The following is an 18677-nucleotide window of genomic DNA, read 5'->3' on the forward strand; positions in this document are numbered from 1 at the left end:
GGACGGCGACGAGATGACGCGCATCATCTGGCAGATGATCAAAGACGAGCTTATCTGCCCGTTCGTGGACCTCAAAACCGAGTACTACGACCTGGGCCTTGAGCACCGCAACGCCACCGACGACAAGGTGACGTTCGACTCAGCCGAGGCCACCAAGCGCCTGGGCGTGGCCGTGAAGTGCGCCACCATCACGCCGAACGCGGCGCGCATGGACGAATACGACCTCAAGCAGATGTGGAAAAGCCCCAACGGCACCATCCGTGCGCTGCTTGACGGCACGGTGTTCCGCACGCCCATCACGGTGGCGGGCATCGAGCCGTGCGTGCGCAATTGGGTAAAGCCCATCACCATCGCCCGTCACGCCTACGGCGACGTGTACAAGAACACCGAGCTGCGCGTTCCCGGCCCGGGCACGGTGGAGCTTGTCTACACTGCGGCCGACGGCACCGAGACGCGCGAGCTTGTGCACGAATTCGACGGCCCCGGCGTAGCGCAGGGCATGCACAACACCGACGCCTCCATCGCCAGCTTCGCGCGCAGCTGCTTCGAGTACGCGCTCGACGTGAAGCAGGACATCTGGTTCGCCACCAAGGACACCATCTCCAAGAAGTACGACCACCGCTTCAAGGACGTCTTCCAGGAGATCTACGACGCCGAGTACGCGGAGCGCTTCGAGGCGGCCGGCATCGAGTACTTCTACACGCTCATCGACGACGCCGTGGCGCGCGTGATGAAGGCCGACGGCGGCTTCATCTGGGCCTGCAAGAACTACGACGGCGACGTGATGAGCGACATGGTGTCAAGCGCGTTCGGGTCGCTGGCCATGATGACGTCGGTGCTGGTGTCGCCTGACGGCGTGTACGAGTACGAGGCCGCGCACGGCACGGTGCAGCGCCACTACTACAAGCACCTCGAGGGCAAGGAGACGTCCACGAACTCGGTGGCCACCATCTTCGCGTGGTCGGGCGCGCTGCGCAAGCGCGGCGAGCTGGACGGTTTGGCCGACCTTGTGGCGTTCGCCGACCGTTTGGAGAAGGCCACGCTCGACACCATCGAGGCCGGCGAGATGACGGGCGATTTGGCGCGCATCACCACGCTGGAGAACCCGACGACGCTCTCCACCCGCGACTTTATCCTGGCTATCGCCAAACGTCTGGCGGCTTAGGCCTTTTCGACAACGCACGGGTAAGAAGACGTGCCCCGGCGGAGGGCCGCACGCAAGTTGGCCGCAAGCGGCAGGCGACGGTTCGGAGAGCCGCTGGCGGCCGACCCATGCCAACCCTAGTTCAACGGAGAGGCTGCGTCACTCTGGACAAAACGGCCCCCGATCCACATCCTCGTACGAGGATAGTCAAAAGCGCGAGCCGCCTTCCTGGGGCGACGCGCGGCCTTCCCGCGCGCCCCTTCGCAAGGGGCCCGAATCGGGTTGATTTCGGCCGAAGCCGTGTGGATCGGGACTCGTTTTGTCCATGACCCCTTTCGTTATCCGTCGAACCGCCGACGGCGCAGGCCGGGCCGGCCCATGTCGATCGTCTAACAGAGAGTTCGGCCCGAAGCGGCACGGATCGCGTCTTGTGCATAGGTTTTTTCTCCGGATTGGCGGTTTCACGTTTTCTTGACGGCGAAACGCCAGGTCGTGAATCCTCGATGTGGGCCTGACCCTTCCGGATCTATGCACAAGGCGCGTTTTCCGCCGTTTAGGCGCGCTCTCTCTGCTAAACCAGGAGTGACATAGGCCAGGCCAGTTCGCCGATCAAAACCCCACCCGTCGGGCGGGGAGGGCCTTGCCCGGCGCCCGACTGGGGAAGGCTCGGTTCGAGATTCGGCAAACACTGGTTCGTGTCAACGGTCTAACAGAGAGGGCGCGCTGTCTACATTGAACCAGGATCGGCGCGAGCTTACGTTGGTCGGATCCCAAGCTGAGCCCCTCTGTTCGGGCGCCTCGAGCGACCCCGTCCGATAGGCTGGGGGCTTTCGAGACGTCCGAGCGGTTCGTACGCGGCGATCCGCCCCGACCCGTGTCGACGCTGGTTTAGCAGAGGCGTTTTCGCAGGTTGGTCACAAACGGCGCCCTGTGGCACGCGCGGGGCCGCCTTTCCGCCCTTCGCGCCCTGCGCGCCCGGAGAAATCCCAGATCACGGGAGTTGTGCGGCCCGCCGGCGCGTAGGATCGGCCCTCCGGAGTGCCACAAGCCGCGGTTTGCGGCCAACCCGTAGGCGGCCCCTGCCGAACGACCGACGTGTCCGTCCGGGTCGCCTCCCGCCCTTCCTTCCGTGCCGATCGCGTGAATGCCGCGCAGATGGTATTGAACTTTTTGGGCAAGCTGCTTTAATTGGTTCAATTTCAACAAGAGCAAGTTCAATTTTTAGGGACGCTAGCAAGATTGAAAATTGAACTTTCCGGCGACCGAATGGACGGGCATGGCGGAAGAGGACGACACGATGGAATTCGCACGGCGTTTGCGCGGCGTGATGGAAAAGCGCGGCCTGCGTCAGGCCGATCTGGTGCGCCTGGCGGCCGAGCGCGGCGCGAAGCTGGGAAAGAGCCAGGTGAGCCAGTACGTGAGCGGCAAGACCTTCCCGCGCGCCGACGTGCTGAGGACGCTTGCGGAGGTGCTGGGCGTGGAGCCGGAGTGGCTTGCCGGCCAAGGCGGAGGCGGCTTCGCCTGTGTGCGGGAGGGGGCCGGCAAGGAAAGCGGAGCCGTCGGCACGCCACGCGCCGACGCAGCAGGCGAGAAAGGGAGCGCTATGCGCGAGATCAAGAAATCGACCAAGCTGGACAACGTGCTCTACGAGGTGCGCGGGCCGGTGGTGGACGAAGCCGACCGGATGGAGGCGGCGGGCGCGACCATCCTCAAGCTCAACATCGGCAACCCCGCGCCCTTCGACTTCCGCGCCCCTGACGAGGTGGTGTTCGACATGAGCCGCCAGCTGGTCGAGTGCGAGGGCTACTCGTCGGCGAAGGGCCTGTTCTCCGCTCGCAAGGCCATCATGCAGTACTGCCAGCTCAAGCACATCGCCGGCGTGACGATGGACGACGTGTTCACTGGCAACGGCGTGAGCGAGCTCATCAATTTGAGCATGCTCGCGCTGCTCGACAACGGAGACGAGGTGCTGGTGCCCTCGCCCGACTATCCGCTGTGGACGGCGTGCGTGTCGCTGGCGGGCGGCACGCCTGTGCACTACGTGTGCGACGAGCAGGCCGAATGGTATCCGGATATGGATGACATCCGCAGCAAGGTGACCAGCCGCACCAAGGCGCTCGTCATCATCAACCCGAACAACCCCACAGGCTCGCTCTATCCCCGCGAGGTGCTGCAGGAACTGGTCGACATCGCGCGCGCCCACGACCTGATCATCTTCTCCGACGAGATATACGACCGCTTGGTCATGGACGGTCTGGAGCACATCTCCATCGCCTCGATGGCGCCCGACCTGTTCTGCGTGACCTTCAGCGGGCTTTCCAAGTCGCACATGGTGGCGGGCTACCGCATCGGCTGGATGGTGCTTTCGGGCGACAAGTCCCGCGCGCGGGACTACATTTTGGGCCTCAACATGCTCGCGAACATGCGCATGTGCTCGAACGTGCCGGGCCAGTCCATCGTGCAGACGGCGCTGGGCGGGCACCAGAGCGTGCGCAGCTATGTCGTGCCCGGCGGTCGCGTCCACGAACAGCGCGACTACGTGTATGAGGCGCTCAACGCCATCCCCGGCGTGAGCGCCGTCAAGCCGCGGGCGGGCTTCTACATCTTCCCCAAGCTGGACGCGGAGCGCTTCAACATCACCGACGACGAGCGGTTCGCGCTTGACCTTCTGCACGAGAAGAAGATCCTCGTCGTTTACGGCGGCGGGTTCAACTGGGCCAAGCCCGACCACTTTCGCGTGGTGTTCCTGCCGCGCATCGAGGTGCTGCAAGAGGCCATGGAGGCCCTCGCTGACTTTTTGTCCCATTACCGGCAGTAGGGGAGATCCCCTTTCCCTCACCGTGGGTGATCGTTCGCAATGCGGAAGCTCGACGTTCACCCAAACGAGGTGAATTCTCCTCGCCACCCGGCCAAAACGCCCGTTTCGCAGGTACCATGCGGCTTGCCGCAGCGCTGACGGAGCGCTGTGGGAGGGCCCGGCGACTCTGGGCAACGCCGTTGGAAGGGGAAGATCATGGGATCATGCATCGGACGCAGAACGTTTCTGAAAGGGGCCGCGGCCTCGGGGGCCGTTGCGCTCGCAGCAGGGCTTGCGGGGTGCGCCCCGTCTGCAGATGGGCAGGCGGGCCAAGTCGCTTCGAGGCAAGCGGCGCAGGGAGCGGGCCCGGAGACGCAGTCCTCCGCCAACATCACGCCGGTGGACGAATCGTTCGTCATCCAGCCCGTCGTTGAGTCGTCGGTTGCCGCCGACGAGACGCGCGAGGCCGATTACCTGGTCATAGGATCGGGCAACTGCGGCCTGCTCAGCGCGGCGCGCGCATCGGAACTGGGGCTTGACGTGGTGCTGATGGAGAAAGAGGCATCAACGGGCGGCTCCTCGTTCGGAACCGAGGCTCACTTCGCTCTGGACACGTGCGCGTACGTCAAGGAGCAGGGCATGGTCACGTGGACGCCGTCCGAAGCGGCCGACTACTTCAACCTGTACAACCAATTCCATTCGTCACAGACGCTGGTCATGTCGTTTCTGAACCATTGCAACGAACCTTACGACTGGTGGATAGGCAAGGGTGCGAAGGTCAACCAGCTGCTCACCTCGCTTGCTGGCCCCAACACGGGCGCGGGCATGTTCTTCGAGGGGAAGGCCGCCGCCCTGGCCGACATCGACCGCGCTGTCATAGAGGAAAACGGCGTGGTCGTGCTCACCGACACGCGGGCGACGAACCTTGTGGTCGACGACGAGGGGAAGGTGGTCGGCGCTTTGGCCGAGGGGGAGAATGGCACCGTGTTCGTCAAAGCGAAGGCGACCTTCGTGGGGACGGGCGGCTTCGGCAACAACCCCGATATGGTGAACGCCTACCTGGGGGAGCGCGGCAACGCGGCCATTGTGGGGGATGCCATGCTCTATCACAACGGCGATGGCATCAACATGATGCTCGGAGTTGGCGCGATCACCGGGGTGCTCGACAGCGTGCAGCCCGGCGGCATCCAGGTGGCCGACACCGATTACGAAGGTGATGTGACCAGGGCGGGCGGCGAGCCGTTTTTGTGGGTTAACCGATTCGGACAGCGGGTTGGCTGCGAGTACTGGACGAACCCCACTTATGGCTACGCGCTGGCGGCGTGGTCGCCCGGCTACTTCTTCTACACGCTGTTCGACGCGAGCTTGGTCAGGCGCATGGAAACCGAGGATTTCTTTTGCCAGTCGAAATACCTGCCCTACACCTACGACCCCGTTCCCGATATGGGCGAGCAGCTTGAGGCGGCCGTCAGCGCGGGGGCGGCGATCAAAGCCGACACGCTTGAAGAGTTGGCCGAGAAGGCATCCATTCCCTCCGATGCGCTCAAAGCCACGGTCGAGGCGTACAACGAGGCGTGCGAAGCTGGTTTTGATGCCGAGTTCTACAAGGATCCCTCGATGCTGCTTCCGCTTGCGGAGCCGCCGTACTACGCGCTCAAGCTGGAGTGCAACCGCCTGTCAACGCTGTGCGGCGTGATGATCGATTCCGACTGCAAGGTGCTTGACGAAAACGGCGAATGGATAGAAGGGCTGTTCGCGGGGGGATTGGACAGCGCGGGGTTCTTCATGGCAGACTACAACCACGCGTTTTCTGGATCGTGCAGCTCGTTCTCCTTCTTCACCGGCTTCCATGCCGCCGACGTGGCGGCCGCCTACGTGAAAGGGTGACCGGGTCGGAGATCTGTTCGGACAGCTGGACGGGCCTGTTGGCGCGCTGTGGGAAGGGACGCCTGCGACCGCCCCTTCCCATGCAACGCGTCTAGATGCAGTATAATGCCGGACCAAGGGGGGCTGGTCGGCGTTGCTCGGCAGGGAGAGGGCGCGATGAGGGGGAGAAAAATAACTCAGATCATTTTCGCGGGCGCAGGATTGTGCCTCCTGCTTTCGCTGCAGGCGTTCACCGTGTGCGAGCCGATATCGATCATCCACACCTTGCTTGCGGGCGAGCGGGACCGGATGCTGGTGACTGTGTGCTGCCAGGCTTCGTTCGCGGTAACGTTTCTGCTGGTCGCCTTGTGCCGGTGTCTCCTTAGCCGACTCTCCCGTCCCCCTTTTGCCGCCACGGTTGTGTTGCTGGCCTCGGGGTTCTCCCTCCTCATGTTTGGCGACGCGGCGGAGGGAGGGGGATCTCTCTCCGTCTCGTCAGGAGCGCTTCTTGGCGCTGGGCAGGCTCTGGGGTTTATATGCTGCACGCGGATATTCGCCTCCTTCGAGCTGAACTTGGCCAAAGCGCTCCTCATCGTGTCGTCGCTGTTCCCCATCATCCCGTTCTTCTTGACGGTTGCTTTCAACGCTGATGGGCTGTTTGTGGCATCGATGGTGGTGTTCTGCCTGTTCCCTCTGTCCATGATAATGCTGGCCGTTGCGCTGAGAACGGTTCCCCTGCGTCCTTTGCCCCAGGTCGCCGACGGGACACGCAGCGTGCACTACCGCGCGGTCGCGCGCAGGCTTGCGCCGTCTGCGGCCATGGCGTTTCTCCTTGGCCTTGTGGGTCCCGCCCTGGGGGCCTCTGCGGGCGTTCACATGGACAGCCTTGTGCGGGGCCTTATCTCCCAGGGCGCGAACACCGGCGCGGCGCTGGTGGCTCTGCTCATTTGGTTCGGCTTCAAGACCCGGGTGAGCGTACCCTATATCTGCTCAGCGGGCTTCCCTTTGCTGGCTACGATGCTCTTTGCCGCGCCTTACATAGGATCGGCGTACTGGCCCTTGCTGCTGTTCTGCGGCGACATGCTGTTTTGCCTTGTTTCCATAGCCGTTATGGTCACGTGTCTGGAGACGGCGGAGGCGGAGCGACTCGACGTGCTGGTGGTGTACGGCGCGTTCGCCTGCGTGATCTACCTTTCGCGTGTGGTCGGCCTGGGCGTGGGAGCGTTCGCGAACGGGATGGGGCCGCGCGGAGCGGCGGCGTTCGTTTCGCTGCTTTTGCTGTACGCTTTCTCACTTGCGTTTTACGCCGTTGCCAGGAGGGGTATGCGCGCGGGCGATCCGGTTCTTCGGAAAAGCGGCGCCCAGGCGCAGGATGCCGACGATGCCTTGCAGCGTGCGTGCGCATCCCTCCGGAAGCGTTTTGACCTCTCGCAGCGAGAGTACGAGGTCATGGTGCTCATCGTCAGAGGGCGCAACGTGCCGGCGATGGCCGAGCTGCTTTGCGTATCCAAGAACACCGTGCGCACTCATGTCAAAAGGGTGTATCGCGCGCTTGGCGTGCATTCGCGCCAAGAGCTCATAGACTTCGTGGAGGGTAGCGAACAGTGAGGGCTTTGCGCCCTGTGTGTCTTTCAGGCGCGGATGGGAGGAGAGCGTCGGACGGGGAGGGAGCGCCGGATGGCGAGAAATCACCGAAGTCGGAAGGTTTTCGAGACTCCGTCCCGTTATGGTAGAGGGAAATGCCTGGTCGGCAATGTTCGAACGCGTCAAGAGGCCCATTTGAACGCTCGCGACTTCCGACTTCGGTGATTTCTCGCCAGCGGGGGTCGCTCCTTTTTGTAGGGCCACTGTTGACATGGGCTGGGTCGCTCGCTGCGCAAAGCTCCGTAGGTGGGCGGGAAGACGACCAGGGGCGACAGGAGGGCAGCCTGCGGCCCTGGCCGTCTGCGTCGAACCTCCTCCTTTCGGCAGGCGAGGGGAGGGCAGGGGGCTTTCCGCCCTTGCCTTTCCAAGCGCTCAAGCGCTATACTATGCGAACAAGCGTTCCGGTAATGGGAGAGGGAAGGGAGGCGGCGTGGCCGAGGAGCGCACGTACCTGTGCATCGACCTGAAAAGCTTCTACGCGAGCGTCGAGTGCGCCGACCGCGGGCTTGACCCCTTCTCCGCCAACCTCGTGGTGGCCGATCCCGACCGCACGGAGAAGACCATCTGCCTGGCCGTCTCGCCGGCTTTGAAGGCCCTCGGGCTGCCGGGGCGTTGCCGCGTGTTCGACATCCCCGCAGGCACCGACTACATCATGGCCCGTCCGCGCATGCGGCGCTACATGGAGGTGTCGGCCGACATCTACTCCATCTACCTGCGCTACGTCTCGTCCGAGGACATCCATCCGTACTCCATAGACGAATGCTTCATCGACGCGACGCCCTACCTTTCGCTCTACCGCGTGGGCGCGCGCGAGTTCGCGAGCATGCTCATGGGCGCGGTGCGTGCCGAAACGGGGGTGGTCGCCGCAGCCGGCATCGGGCCGAACCTCTTTCTGGCGAAGGTGGCGCTCGACATTGCGGCGAAGCACGCAGACGACGGCATAGGCGTTGTGGACCAGGCGGAGTTCGAGCGCACCATCCAGCGGCACCGGCCCATCACCGACATCTGGAACATCGGCCCCGGCATTGCGCGGCGTCTGGCCAAGTACGGCGTGCGCGACCTGCGGGGCGTGTGCGAGCTGGACGAGCGCGAGCTTTACCGCGAGTTTGGCGTAAACGCCGAGTACCTCATCGACCACGCGCACGGGGTGGAGCCGTGCACCATCGCCGACATCCGCGCCTACGAGCCGGACGCGCACTCGCTCATGAACGGCCAGGTGCTGCCGTGCGGCTACACGCGCGAGGAGGCGCGCGACGTGCTGCGGGAGATGGTGGACCAGCTGGTGCTGGAGTTGGTGGAAAAGCGCCTGGTGGCCGGGTCTATCTCGCTGTATGTGGGCTACGAGAAGGGGGAGGCCGACCGCGCGCGGGAAGCGGCGGGGGAGTGGTTCGACGGCGGGCACGGTCGGCGTCGTGCCTCCGGCCGGCGGGGTTTGCCGCACACGGGCGGCTCGCGCAAACAGCCCGACCGCACGAACTCCCTCGCCAAGCTCCTGCCGCGCGTTTTGGCCCTGTACGACGAGACGACGCGCGCCGATGCGCCCGTCCGCCGCATCAACGTGGGCTTCGGCGGCGTGGTGCCCGAGGAGTTGGCCGCTGCGGACCTGTTCGCCGACGAGGCGGCCGAGGCCGAGGAACGGCGGCTCCAGGAGGCGGTGCTGGCCGTGAAGGGCAAGTTCGGGAAGAACGCGCTTCTGCGCGGCACAAGCCTCAAGGAGAAGTCCACCGCACGCGAGCGCAACGAGCAGATAGGGGGACACCATGCCTGATCCGTTCGGCTACGGCGCGGGCGGACGGCGGGCCGACGGAGGGCCTCGAGCCGACCGCGCGCGGCAGTTCATGCCCTTCGCGGCGCTGCGAGGCTACTACGACCTTCTCCGCGAGCGCGAACGGGTGCCGGAGCCGAAGCGCGAGCTTTCCGAAGAGGAGGCGCTTTCGCTCTCCCGCGCATTCGCGCGCCTAAAGCGGAGGCGCATGGCGCGGGTGGTCTACCACGACGGCGAGGGGTACGTCGCCTTGCGCGGCATGGTGGCCGACATCGACGAGGCGGGCCGCGTCCTCACGCTCGTGCGCACCCGCATCCCCTTCGACGACATCCTGGAGCTGGAGCCCGAGGAGGAGGGAGGACGGCTGCTCTGACGCTTTCAACGCCAGATCCGGTCGTCGAGCATGGCGTCGAAAAGCCAGGAGCCGATCTGCTTTGACGCGCCCCACCACGCGAGGGTCCCTCGCGACCATGCGGCGATGCATTTGAAGTCGAAGGTGTTGTCGAACATCGGGGCTTCCTCGCAAAGGTTAAGCGCGCGGGCGTGGTTCGCTAGAGATGCCCTATGCCGTCTGCGCACGACCAGCCGCCGCCTTGAGCGCTTGGAGTCAGCTCTCTTCCTGGCGAAACGGGGGCAGGTACCTTCCGGTGACGCTGGCGGGGTTCGCGGCCACTTCCTCGGGCGTGCCGGCGGCCACGATGCGGCCGCCCTCCTCGCCGCCGCCGGGGCCGAGGTCCACCACGTAGTCGGCGTTGGCTATGACGTCCAGGTCATGCTCGATGACCACGACGGTGGCCCCTTGCGCGACCAGGCGCTCGAACACGCCCAGCAGCGTGCGCACGTCAAGGGGGTGCAATCCGATGGTGGGCTCGTCGAACACGAACACGGCGTCGGTCTGCGTGCGGCCCATCTCGCTGGCGAGCTTCAAGCGCTGCGCCTCGCCGCCGGAGAGCGCCGGCGTGGCCTCGCCAAGGGTGAGGTAGCCAAGCCCCAGGTCGCAAAGCGTCTGCAGCTTGGCGCGCACGCGCGTAAGGTCGCCTATGGCCCTAAGCGCCTCCTCCACGCTCATCGCCATGAGCTCGGGCAGCGACACGAGGTCCGTCGGGTCCGCGGCGTGCGGGCGGCGGATGCGGTCGGCCTCGTCCCCGTAGCGCGATCCGCCGCACGCGGGGCAGGTGATGTCCACGTCGGGCAAAAACTGCACGTCCAGGCTGACCGACCCCGTGCCGTCGCAAACCGGGCAGCGCAGCTTGCCCGTGTTGTACGAGAAGGCGCCCGCCTTAAGCCCTGCAGCCTTCGCATCCGCCGTGCGCGCCCAGGCACGGCGCAGCTCGTCATGCGCGCCGGAGTAGGTGGCCACGGTGGAGCGCACGTTGATGCCGATGGGGGAGGCGTCGATGAGGTTTACGCGCGCAATGCCCGGCGCGTCGACGAGGCGCACGTGGGCGGGAAGCGGCGTGCCCGCCGCGCAGGCAGCGAGCGCGGGCACGAGGCTTTCCAGCACGAGCGTGGTCTTGCCCGAACCCGACACGCCGGTGACCGCGGTGAGCCGTCCGCGCGGCACGTCCACAGAAAGCGGCTTCACCGTGTGCACGGCGTCCGTCTCCAGATGGATGCGGCCTTCGTCGAACACGTGGGCCGGCGCGACGGAGGTGCGCACACGCACGGACTCGGCCCCCGAAAGAAAGCCCCCGATGCGCGAGGCGGGGTCGGCCTCCACCTGGGCAACCGTGCCCTGCGCGATCACGCGCCCGCCGTTTGCGCCCGCGCCCGGCCCCAGCTCCACCAGCCAGTCGGCCGCCGCGAGGATGCGCGCGTCGTGGTCCACCATGGCCACGGAGTTGCCGTCGGCCAAAAGGTCGCGCATGACGTCCAGCAACCCGTCGATGTTGGCCGGATGCAGGCCGATGGAGGGCTCGTCCAGCACGTAGAGCACGCCGGTCGTGCGGTTGCGCACGGCGCGGGCCAGCTGCACGCGCTGGCGCTCGCCCGTGGAGAGCGTGGAGCTGGCGCGGTCGAGCGAGAGGTAGGCAAGCCCCAGGTCCACCAGGCGCGCGGCCGTGCGCGAAAACGACTCGCAGATGCTTTTCGCCATCGGGCGCATCTCGGGCGGCAGCTCTGCGGGCACGCCCGCCACCCACTCCACCGCGTCCCCGAGCGTCATCTGCGCGGCCTCGGCCAGGTTGATGCCCGCCACCTGCGGTTTTCGCGCGTTCTCGGAAAGCCGCGTGCCGCCGCAGGCGCGGCAAGGCCCCTCCTTCAGAAACCGCGCCACGCGCGCAAGCCCCTTCTCGTCCTTCACCTTCGAAAGCGCGTTCTCCACGGTGCGCACGGCGTTGTAGTAGGTGAAGTCCAGCTCGGCGAAGGCGTCGGTCTTCTTCGCCTTGTACAGGATGTGGCGCTTCTCGGCGGGGCCGTAAAACACGATGTGGCGCTCCTCGGGAGAAAGCTCGCGAAACGGCACGTCGGTGCGCACGCCCATCTCGCGCGCCACTTGCTTCATGAGGTCCCACATGAGCGTGTTCCACGGCGCGACGGCGCCCTCGTCGATAGTGAGCGACTCGTCGGGCACGAGCGCGGACTCGTCCACCGTGCGCACGATTCCCGTGCCCTCGCAGGCAGGGCACGCGCCGTCGCTGTTGAAGGCAAGCTCTTCGGCGCCTGGACCGTAGAACTTTGCGCCGCACACGGGGCAGGCGATGGGCGCCTCGGCCGCCACGGCCAGCGTGGGCGGCACGCGGTGGCCGTTGGGGCACACGTGGCTGCCTGCGCGCGAGAACAGAAGGCGCAGGCTGTTCAGCAGCTCGGTGGACGTGCCGAACGTGCTGCGGACGCCGCCTGCGGCGGGGCGCTGGTGCAGCGCGAGAGCGGCGGGCACGTGCAGCACCTCGTCCACGTCGGCGCGCGCCGCCTGCGAGAGGCGCCGGCGCGTGTAGGTGGAGAGCGCCTCGAGGTAGCGCCGCGAGCCTTCTGCGTACAGCACCCCGAGGGCGAGCGACGACTTGCCCGACCCCGACACGCCCGCTATGCCCACCAGGCGGTTCAGGGGTATGTCGACGTCGATGTCCCGCAGGTTGTGCACCCGCGCGCCCCGCACGCGGATGCGGTCGGGGGCGGCTGCGCTGCCAGCCGCGTCGTCGGATGGGATGTCCATGGGCGCTCCTCGAACGGTCGGTTCTTGCTGCGACCATCCTAGTGCATCCCGGCCCCTTCGTCACGCGCTTGTCGCACGGGGGCTTGCCGAGCGCGCCTCTTTCGAACAGGAACGAGACGCTCCTTGCCGCAGTGCGACGCGTCTCGCGGCAAGGAACGGCGGGGCACGTCGCTACTCCCGCCCGGTTCCGCGCTCCCGCTCCTCGGCGCCGTAAATGAGGTCGATGAGCTCTTGCTTGCTGTGGATGCCGAGCTTTTGGTACAGGCGGTGGCTGTAGGTGTTCACGGTGCCGCGCGAGATGTAGAGCTCCTGCTCGATGCGCGTCGCCGAGCGCCCCTGCGCGATCAGCAGCATGACCTCGCGCGCACGGCCCGACACCCCGTGCCGTTCGGCCACGAGGTCCACCCGTTCCTCCAGCGAAAGCGCCTCGCGCTCGGGCTCGACAGGGCCGTCAGCGCGCATTCTGCTCGGAACGGTGAACGGATCGTTTCTCTGTTGGCTGTCGGAGAGCCGTCTCATCGAGTGGCGGTGGACGCGCGCGATATCGCGTTCGGTGAGCGTGAGCGTGTAGGTGATCACCACGGCGAACGCCATCACGCACGCGACGGCGAACCGCAGCTGCCAGGTGAGCGTGAGGCTGCTTGTCAGAAGAGAGCTTAGAAGCGACCCCAGAAGCACGCCGCCCGACACCGCGCAGCGACCGAAGCCGTAGGCTCGAAGCGGCGGGATGGAGAAGCGCAGGCTCATGTCGGCGAGCATGACCCAGCTGATGATCTCGAAGCAGAAGTAGCCCGCCTGCACGAACGCATAGGCCATGAAGTGGTTCAAAAACGAGTTCGTCTCGAAAAAGGGAGTCAGAAGGCATCCCGCGACCATGAAGATGAGCACGGTCTTGTAAGAGAACGCGAAGTCGAGCCGCCTGCTGAGCAGCAGTATCCCCAGCATGATGCAGCTGACGATGAGGGCCGCCAGCGGGAAGGTGAAGATGGAGTACGCTCCCGATCCTGCGGGCGCCTCATAGGAGATGTAGAGCGACTGCATCACGCTCACGCAGCATCCGAACACGATGGAGCTGACGGAAAACTTGACGAGCATTCCCACGTAGTCCGATGAGCTTCGCGCGTCGGTGGCCGCGCGCCTGCCGCCGTCGAGGGTAGGGATGGCCTCCTCCTGGAAGCGCTCGTCATCCATGCGCCCAAGCTCGCCCAGCATGAGGACGCTCGACGCGATGGGCAGCGCGGCAACGACGGCGAGCTGGAAAGGCAGGGGAAGCATGCCGTAGAGGGGCATGAGCGAGGCCGCGAGCACGTAGGCCACCGACATCTCCGCAGCGGTGCACGGGCCGCCCTCCACGCTGTAGATCTTCCCCCAGAACAGGGTGAGCAGGCCCGATCCCACGCCCGTGGCCGCCGCAGCCAGCGCCAGCATGGCCATGCCCGCTCCTCCGTCGAAGCCGGCGAGCGGTATGACCGAGGTTCCCAGGACGCTCAGCGCCGCTGGAAGCGAGCATCCGACCGGCGTGCGCAGCAGCCGCTCGCAGCGGTGGTCGAGGATGCCGCACGCGAACAGCGTGAGCACAAGGGCCACCAGCGAGCCTTGGTAGATGCCGGTGACCACGAGGCGCTCGTCGGGCGGCGTGGGGGCGACGGCACCGTTGAAGAACACGAGGAACACCCATGCGCGGCTGAACGTGTAGCCGAGCATGCGCTTGGTGAACGCCTCGTTGGAGAACTTCTTCAACCGGTCGGAGAAGACGCTGCGGTACGTCTCCTTGTCGACGCCCCCCGTCATATGCGTGCGACCTCCCCTCCACTCGTTCCGCTCGTCTCGGCGCGTTGCGTGCATCTTCACGCCCCTGGCGGGGGGGGGGCGCTTCCCCTGCGCTCGATTATAGCCCGCGCCGATCGTTCGCGTTGCGACAACGTTGGCTTCGAATCCCTGCCTTCCTGCGGCGATGAGAGCGGCATATGAAAAACATAAACAATTTATGACAGCTTTCGCGCTCTCGCCGGGCGGCGCATAAGTTCTCTCCGATGCGCGATGCGGCGCCGCGCGGTAACGTGGCGGCAAGGACGACGAAGGGCGAGCGCGAGAGGGGGTGGCGATCCGCGTTTCCGATGTTTCCGTCAGAGGCGTCCCTGCCGTTGGGGTCATAGGAAGAGAGGAGAACCAGTGGAAAAGCTGAACGTGTCACGCCGCAGCTTCGTGAAGATGGCGATGGCCACGGCGAGCATCGCGGCCATCTCGTCGGGCGGCCCGCTCACCGCGCTGGCCGACGCCGGCGAGGGCTCCGCGCCCGCCGAAGGGGAGGTGAAGCGCATCCGCACGGTCTGCCGCGGCTGCGGCAAGATGGAATGCGGCGTGTGGGTGACCGTGCAGGACGGCAAGGCCATCCGCGTGGAGGGCGACCAGTCCTGCTTCACAAGCCACGGCAACTGCTGCACGAAGTCGCAGTCGTCCATCCAGGCGTGCTACCATCCCGACCGCCTGCGCTACCCTATGAAGCGCACGCGTCCCAAAGGCGAGGACCCGGGCTGGGAGCGCATCAGCTGGGACGAGGCCATGAAGATAAGCGCGGAGAAGTTCGCCGAGATCAAGGAAAAGTACACCGGCACCGGCATCTTCACCATGAACGGCACGAGCCGCATGTGGGCCATGGGCGGCTACGCCACGCTCGCCATTTTGACGGGCGCCGTGAACCATCACGTGGCGTCCTGCATCTGCAAAGGCCCGCGCTTTCTGACCACCTCCACCACCGACCAGTACGGCAGCAACTGGATGACGTCGGCCGAGGAGCCGCGCGTCTACGTGGAGTGGGGCGGCAACATCGAGTACTCCAACTACGACGACTCCTGCCGCAACGTGGTGAACGCGGTGAGCAAGGCCGAAACGTTCATCATCATCGACCCGCGCATGACCGGCGTGGGCAAGGAGGCCGATTACTGGCTCAACGTCCGCCCCGGCACCGACCAGGCCATCGCGCTCGCATGGGCCAAGATCATCTACGAAAACGGCCTCATGGACGAGCTGTACATGAAGCGCTGGTCAAACGCGCCGTTTTTGGTGGTCGAGGACATGGAGCCCACCGGCGGCTGGATGATCGACAACTCGGGTGCGCACGACATGAAAACGCACCTGCTGAAGGAGTGCGACGTCGTGGAAGGCGGCTCGTACCAGAAGTTCTACGTGCACGACGCGGCCAAGGCCAAGGAGGGCAAGACCGGAAACGACGCCCTGTCCTTCTTCGACGTGGAGGTCACGCAGTGGGACGGCGAGCACATCACCACCGACGCCGCGATGAGAAACGGCCGCGTGGCCAAGGAGGGCACGCCCTTCGAGGGCTGGCTGCCCACCCCCACGCAGTTCGAGAGCATCGACCCTGACCTGGTGGGCGAGTACGAGGTCACGCTCAAAGACGGTCGCACGGTGAAGGCCAAGACCGTGTGGCAGTACTACGTGGAGATGCTCGAGGACAAAACGCCCGAATGGGCCGAGGAAGTGACCGGCGTCAAGGCCGACATCATCCGCGACGCGTGCCTGGCGTGGGCCACGCGTCCCGAGGGCCAGGACCACGGCAACGGCGGCATCCACATCAGCCTGGCCATGGACCAGAACGGCAACAACTACCAGACCATCCGCAGCATCATGATGCTCTCGCACATGACCGGCAACATGGACACGCCGGGCGGCAACCGCGGGCCGACCCACTCCTACTACAACGACGAGTGCTGGCTGCCCTACGCGTTTCTGGGCGGCACTTTCGACGCCAGCCCCGAGGCTGGCAACAAGTTCGACCAGAACGCCCAGATCGTGGGCGGCGACGACTGGCCCATCACCAAGTGGTACGGCCAGTGGTCCGAACCCAACAGCATCTGGAAGGCCGTGCTCGAGGGCGATCCGTACCCCATCGTGGCCGGCGCAAACGATTCGGGCTCGTTCATGAACCACGGCACGTCCGGTCCTGCGTGGGAGGCAATGAACAAGCTCGACTTCTGGCTTGAGGCGAACCTCTGGCACCATCCCACGGCCGAGTGCGCCGATATCCTGGTGCCGGTGTACCATTGGCTGGAGATGCGCTTCCCGCGCATCAGCCAAGGCCCGCATTGCGGTCTGGCCATGAACGTGCCCTGCGTGGAGGCTCCCGGCGATTGCAAGGACGATCCCATGTTCATGAAGGCGCTCGCCCAGGCCATGAACTTCCCGTGGAGCATGGACCCCGACATGCCCGACCCCACCACGGCCGACTCCTGCGAGCGCATGTTCCAGCTGGCCCAAGCCGCCTCCATCGAGCAGAACGGCGAGCGGCTTCCCTACGACAGCTATGCCGAGTTCGAGGAGGACTTCCAAAAAAACGGCTGGCAGAACGCCAAGAAGGTCTACCCCAAGGAGATGGGCACCTACCGGCGCTGGGAGACGGGCTACATGACCATCAAGCCCGGCGTCGGGCGCGCGGAGGGCGTCGTGGGCCTGGAGGTTCCCGGATGCGACAAGACCCGCCGCTTCGGCTACATCACGCCCACCTCGAAATACGAGCTGTGGCCCACGGTCATCGAGCGCTACGGTCTGGGCGGCAAGGCCGATGTGGACCTGTCCTGGCTCATCCCCGATTACCGCGAGCCTATGGAAAGCCCGGTGAGCGATCCGGAGCTGTTCAAGGAGTATCCGCTCATCGCCACCACGGGACGGCGCATCCCGGTGTACTTCCACTCCGAGCATCGCCAGCTGCCCTGGTGCCGCGAGCAGTGGCCCGTGCCGCGCATGGAGATCAATCCGCGCGATGCCGAGAAGCTGGGCCTTGAGCAGGGCGACTGGGCCTGGATCGAGACAAAGCACGGCAAGATCCGCGAGTGCGTGGACATCTACCATGGCATCGGCGAGGGTGTGGTGAACCTCGAGCACGCCTGGTGGTTTCCCGAGCTGTCCGCGCCGAACCACGGCGAGGAGCTGTGCAACTGCAACCGCTTGCTGAACCCCGAGAACGTGGATCCCATCATGGCGTCGCCATGCATGCGCGGCTTCGCGGTGAAGGTGTACAAGGCCACGCCGGAGAACAGCCCGTTCGGCAACCCAGTGCCCTGCGACGCCGACGGCACCGAGATCATCCACGATGCGACGGACCCGCGTTTGAGGGAATGGCTGCCCGACTACTCGCTGAATGGGAGTGATTACTGATGCGAAAGGCAATAGTCACCGATCTGAACCTGTGCGTGGGCTGCCTGAGCTGCAGCGTCGCGTGCAAATCCGCCAACAGCGTGCCGGTGGGAAGCTTCTGGAACAAGGTGCTGCGCATTGGCCCCAACCCCAAGTACGAGGGCGCGACGAGCCCCGACGTGGAGATGTACTTCCTGCCGACGGGCTGCCAGCACTGCGCCGACCCCGAGTGCGTGAAGGTGTGCCCCACGGAGGCGTCGCATATCGCCGCCGACGGCACCGTGCAGATAGACAAGTCCAAGTGCATCGGCTGCCAGTTCTGCGCCATGGCGTGCCCCTACAACGTGCGCTACCTCAACGAGGAGGAGCGCGTGGTGGAGAAGTGCACCTTGTGCGAGCAGAAGACCGCCCAAGGCGAGTTGCCGCAGTGCGTGGAGCAGTGCTGCGGGCGGGCGCGTTTCTTCGGGGATTTGGACGAGGGCTTGGAGTCCTTCGAGGGTCCCGGCGAGCCGGCCACCTTCGGCGACGACACGTCCTACGACACCATGAAGAAGACGCGCGTGAAGCTGGGCGAGTATCTGCGGCCCTTCACCGACGCGGACGTGCACCATCTGCCTGACGTGGGCAACAAGCCGTCGTTCGCCTACATTCTGCGCGACCGCACCTGGCAGGGAGAGGAGTAGGTTATGGAACTGCAATGGCCTTTGATCCTGTTCACCACGCTGGTGGCGTGGAGCGCGGGACTGTTTGGGACCCAGGCTGTGCTGGCGGCCGGCGGACATGCCAAAAAGTCCCAGATGCCGGCATGGGCCGCGTCGGCCGTGCTTCTGGCCGCCGGCGGCGTCGCGGTGTTCTTCCACCTGGAGCACTGGGAGAGGATCTTCAACGGCTTCGGGCACCTGACGAGCGGCATCACGCAGGAGCTGATAGCCATCGTGGTCCTGGCGGTGGTGGCCGTGGCGTACTTGGTGGTGATGCGCCGCTCCGAGGACGGCGCCACCGTCCCCAGGTGGCTGTGCTGGCTGTCGGTCGCCGTGTGCGTCGTCCTCGTCGCGGTGATGGCCCACTCCTACACCATGGCCGCCCGCCCCGCGTGGGACAGCGTGCTCTGGATCCTCTACGTGCTGGGCAACGCCTGCGCCCTCGGCCCCTGCAC

At 65.7% G+C, this 18677-nt stretch carries 12 protein-coding genes; 9 read left to right on the forward strand and 3 right to left on the reverse strand.

Annotated features, from left to right (window positions below; genetic code table 11):
• The 6 genes from ACWKY3_RS07235 to ACWKY3_RS07260 form a co-directional block, all read left to right on the forward strand.
• Positions 1-1165: NADP-dependent isocitrate dehydrogenase (locus tag ACWKY3_RS07235; RefSeq protein ID WP_449315753.1), on the forward strand; the 1165-nt coding region annotated here is incomplete at its 5' end.
• Between the two features lie 1255 nt (positions 1166-2420).
• Complete coding sequence (locus ACWKY3_RS07240) at positions 2421-3962, forward strand: aminotransferase class I/II-fold pyridoxal phosphate-dependent enzyme (RefSeq protein ID WP_449315754.1); 1542 nt, start codon at positions 2421-2423, stop codon at positions 3960-3962.
• 195 nt (positions 3963-4157) lie between these two features.
• The gene (locus ACWKY3_RS07245) at positions 4158-5828 is read left to right on the forward strand and encodes an FAD-dependent oxidoreductase (protein ID WP_449315755.1); all 1671 of its coding nucleotides are present in this window, start codon (positions 4158-4160) and stop codon (positions 5826-5828) included.
• Positions 5829-5984: 156 nt separating this feature from the next.
• Positions 5985-7415 carry a response regulator transcription factor gene (locus tag ACWKY3_RS07250; RefSeq protein ID WP_449315756.1) on the forward strand — a complete coding sequence of 477 codons (1431 nt, stop codon included), beginning with the start codon at positions 5985-5987 and terminating at the stop codon, positions 7413-7415.
• A gap of 466 nt (positions 7416-7881) precedes the next feature.
• Positions 7882-9219 (forward strand): Y-family DNA polymerase, encoded by a 1338-nt coding sequence (locus ACWKY3_RS07255; protein WP_449315757.1) that lies wholly within the window; start codon positions 7882-7884, stop codon positions 9217-9219.
• A complete protein-coding gene (locus ACWKY3_RS07260) occupies positions 9212-9589 on the forward strand; it encodes a hypothetical protein (RefSeq protein ID WP_449315758.1) in 378 nt (125 codons plus the stop codon). The genes ACWKY3_RS07255 and ACWKY3_RS07260 overlap by 8 nt, the downstream gene beginning before the upstream one ends.
• Positions 9590-9594: 5 nt before the next feature.
• Here ACWKY3_RS07260 and ACWKY3_RS07265 read toward each other — a convergent pair whose 3' ends face one another.
• The 3 genes from ACWKY3_RS07265 to ACWKY3_RS07275 all read right to left on the reverse strand — a co-directional run bounded on the left by ACWKY3_RS07265 (position 9595) and on the right by ACWKY3_RS07275 (position 14161).
• Entirely contained in the window at positions 9595-9726 is a 132-nt protein-coding gene (locus tag ACWKY3_RS07265) for a hypothetical protein (RefSeq protein ID WP_449315759.1), read from the reverse strand.
• 97 nt (positions 9727-9823) lie between these two features.
• Positions 9824-12370, reverse strand: coding sequence for an excinuclease ABC subunit UvrA (locus ACWKY3_RS07270; protein ID WP_449315760.1), 2547 nt, complete (start codon positions 12368-12370; stop codon positions 9824-9826).
• 171 nt (positions 12371-12541) lie between these two features.
• Positions 12542-14161, reverse strand: coding sequence for a LuxR C-terminal-related transcriptional regulator (locus tag ACWKY3_RS07275; protein WP_449315761.1), 1620 nt, complete (start codon positions 14159-14161; stop codon positions 12542-12544).
• Between the two features lie 381 nt (positions 14162-14542).
• Here ACWKY3_RS07275 and ACWKY3_RS07280 point away from each other — a divergent pair, with 381 nt between their 5' ends.
• The 3 genes from ACWKY3_RS07280 to ACWKY3_RS07290 all read left to right on the forward strand — a co-directional run.
• Entirely contained in the window at positions 14543-17542 is a 3000-nt protein-coding gene (locus ACWKY3_RS07280; RefSeq protein ID WP_449315762.1) for a molybdopterin-containing oxidoreductase family protein, read from the forward strand.
• Positions 17539-18204 carry a 4Fe-4S dicluster domain-containing protein gene (locus ACWKY3_RS07285; protein WP_449315764.1) on the forward strand — a complete coding sequence of 222 codons (666 nt, stop codon included), beginning with the start codon at positions 17539-17541 and terminating at the stop codon, positions 18202-18204. The genes ACWKY3_RS07280 and ACWKY3_RS07285 overlap by 4 nt, the downstream gene beginning before the upstream one ends.
• Before the next feature lie 3 nt (positions 18205-18207).
• Positions 18208-18677 (forward strand): DmsC/YnfH family molybdoenzyme membrane anchor subunit (locus ACWKY3_RS07290; RefSeq protein ID WP_449315763.1); only part of this gene is annotated, 470 nt, incomplete at its 3' end.

Source organism: Rubneribacter sp. (assembly GCF_965361815.1).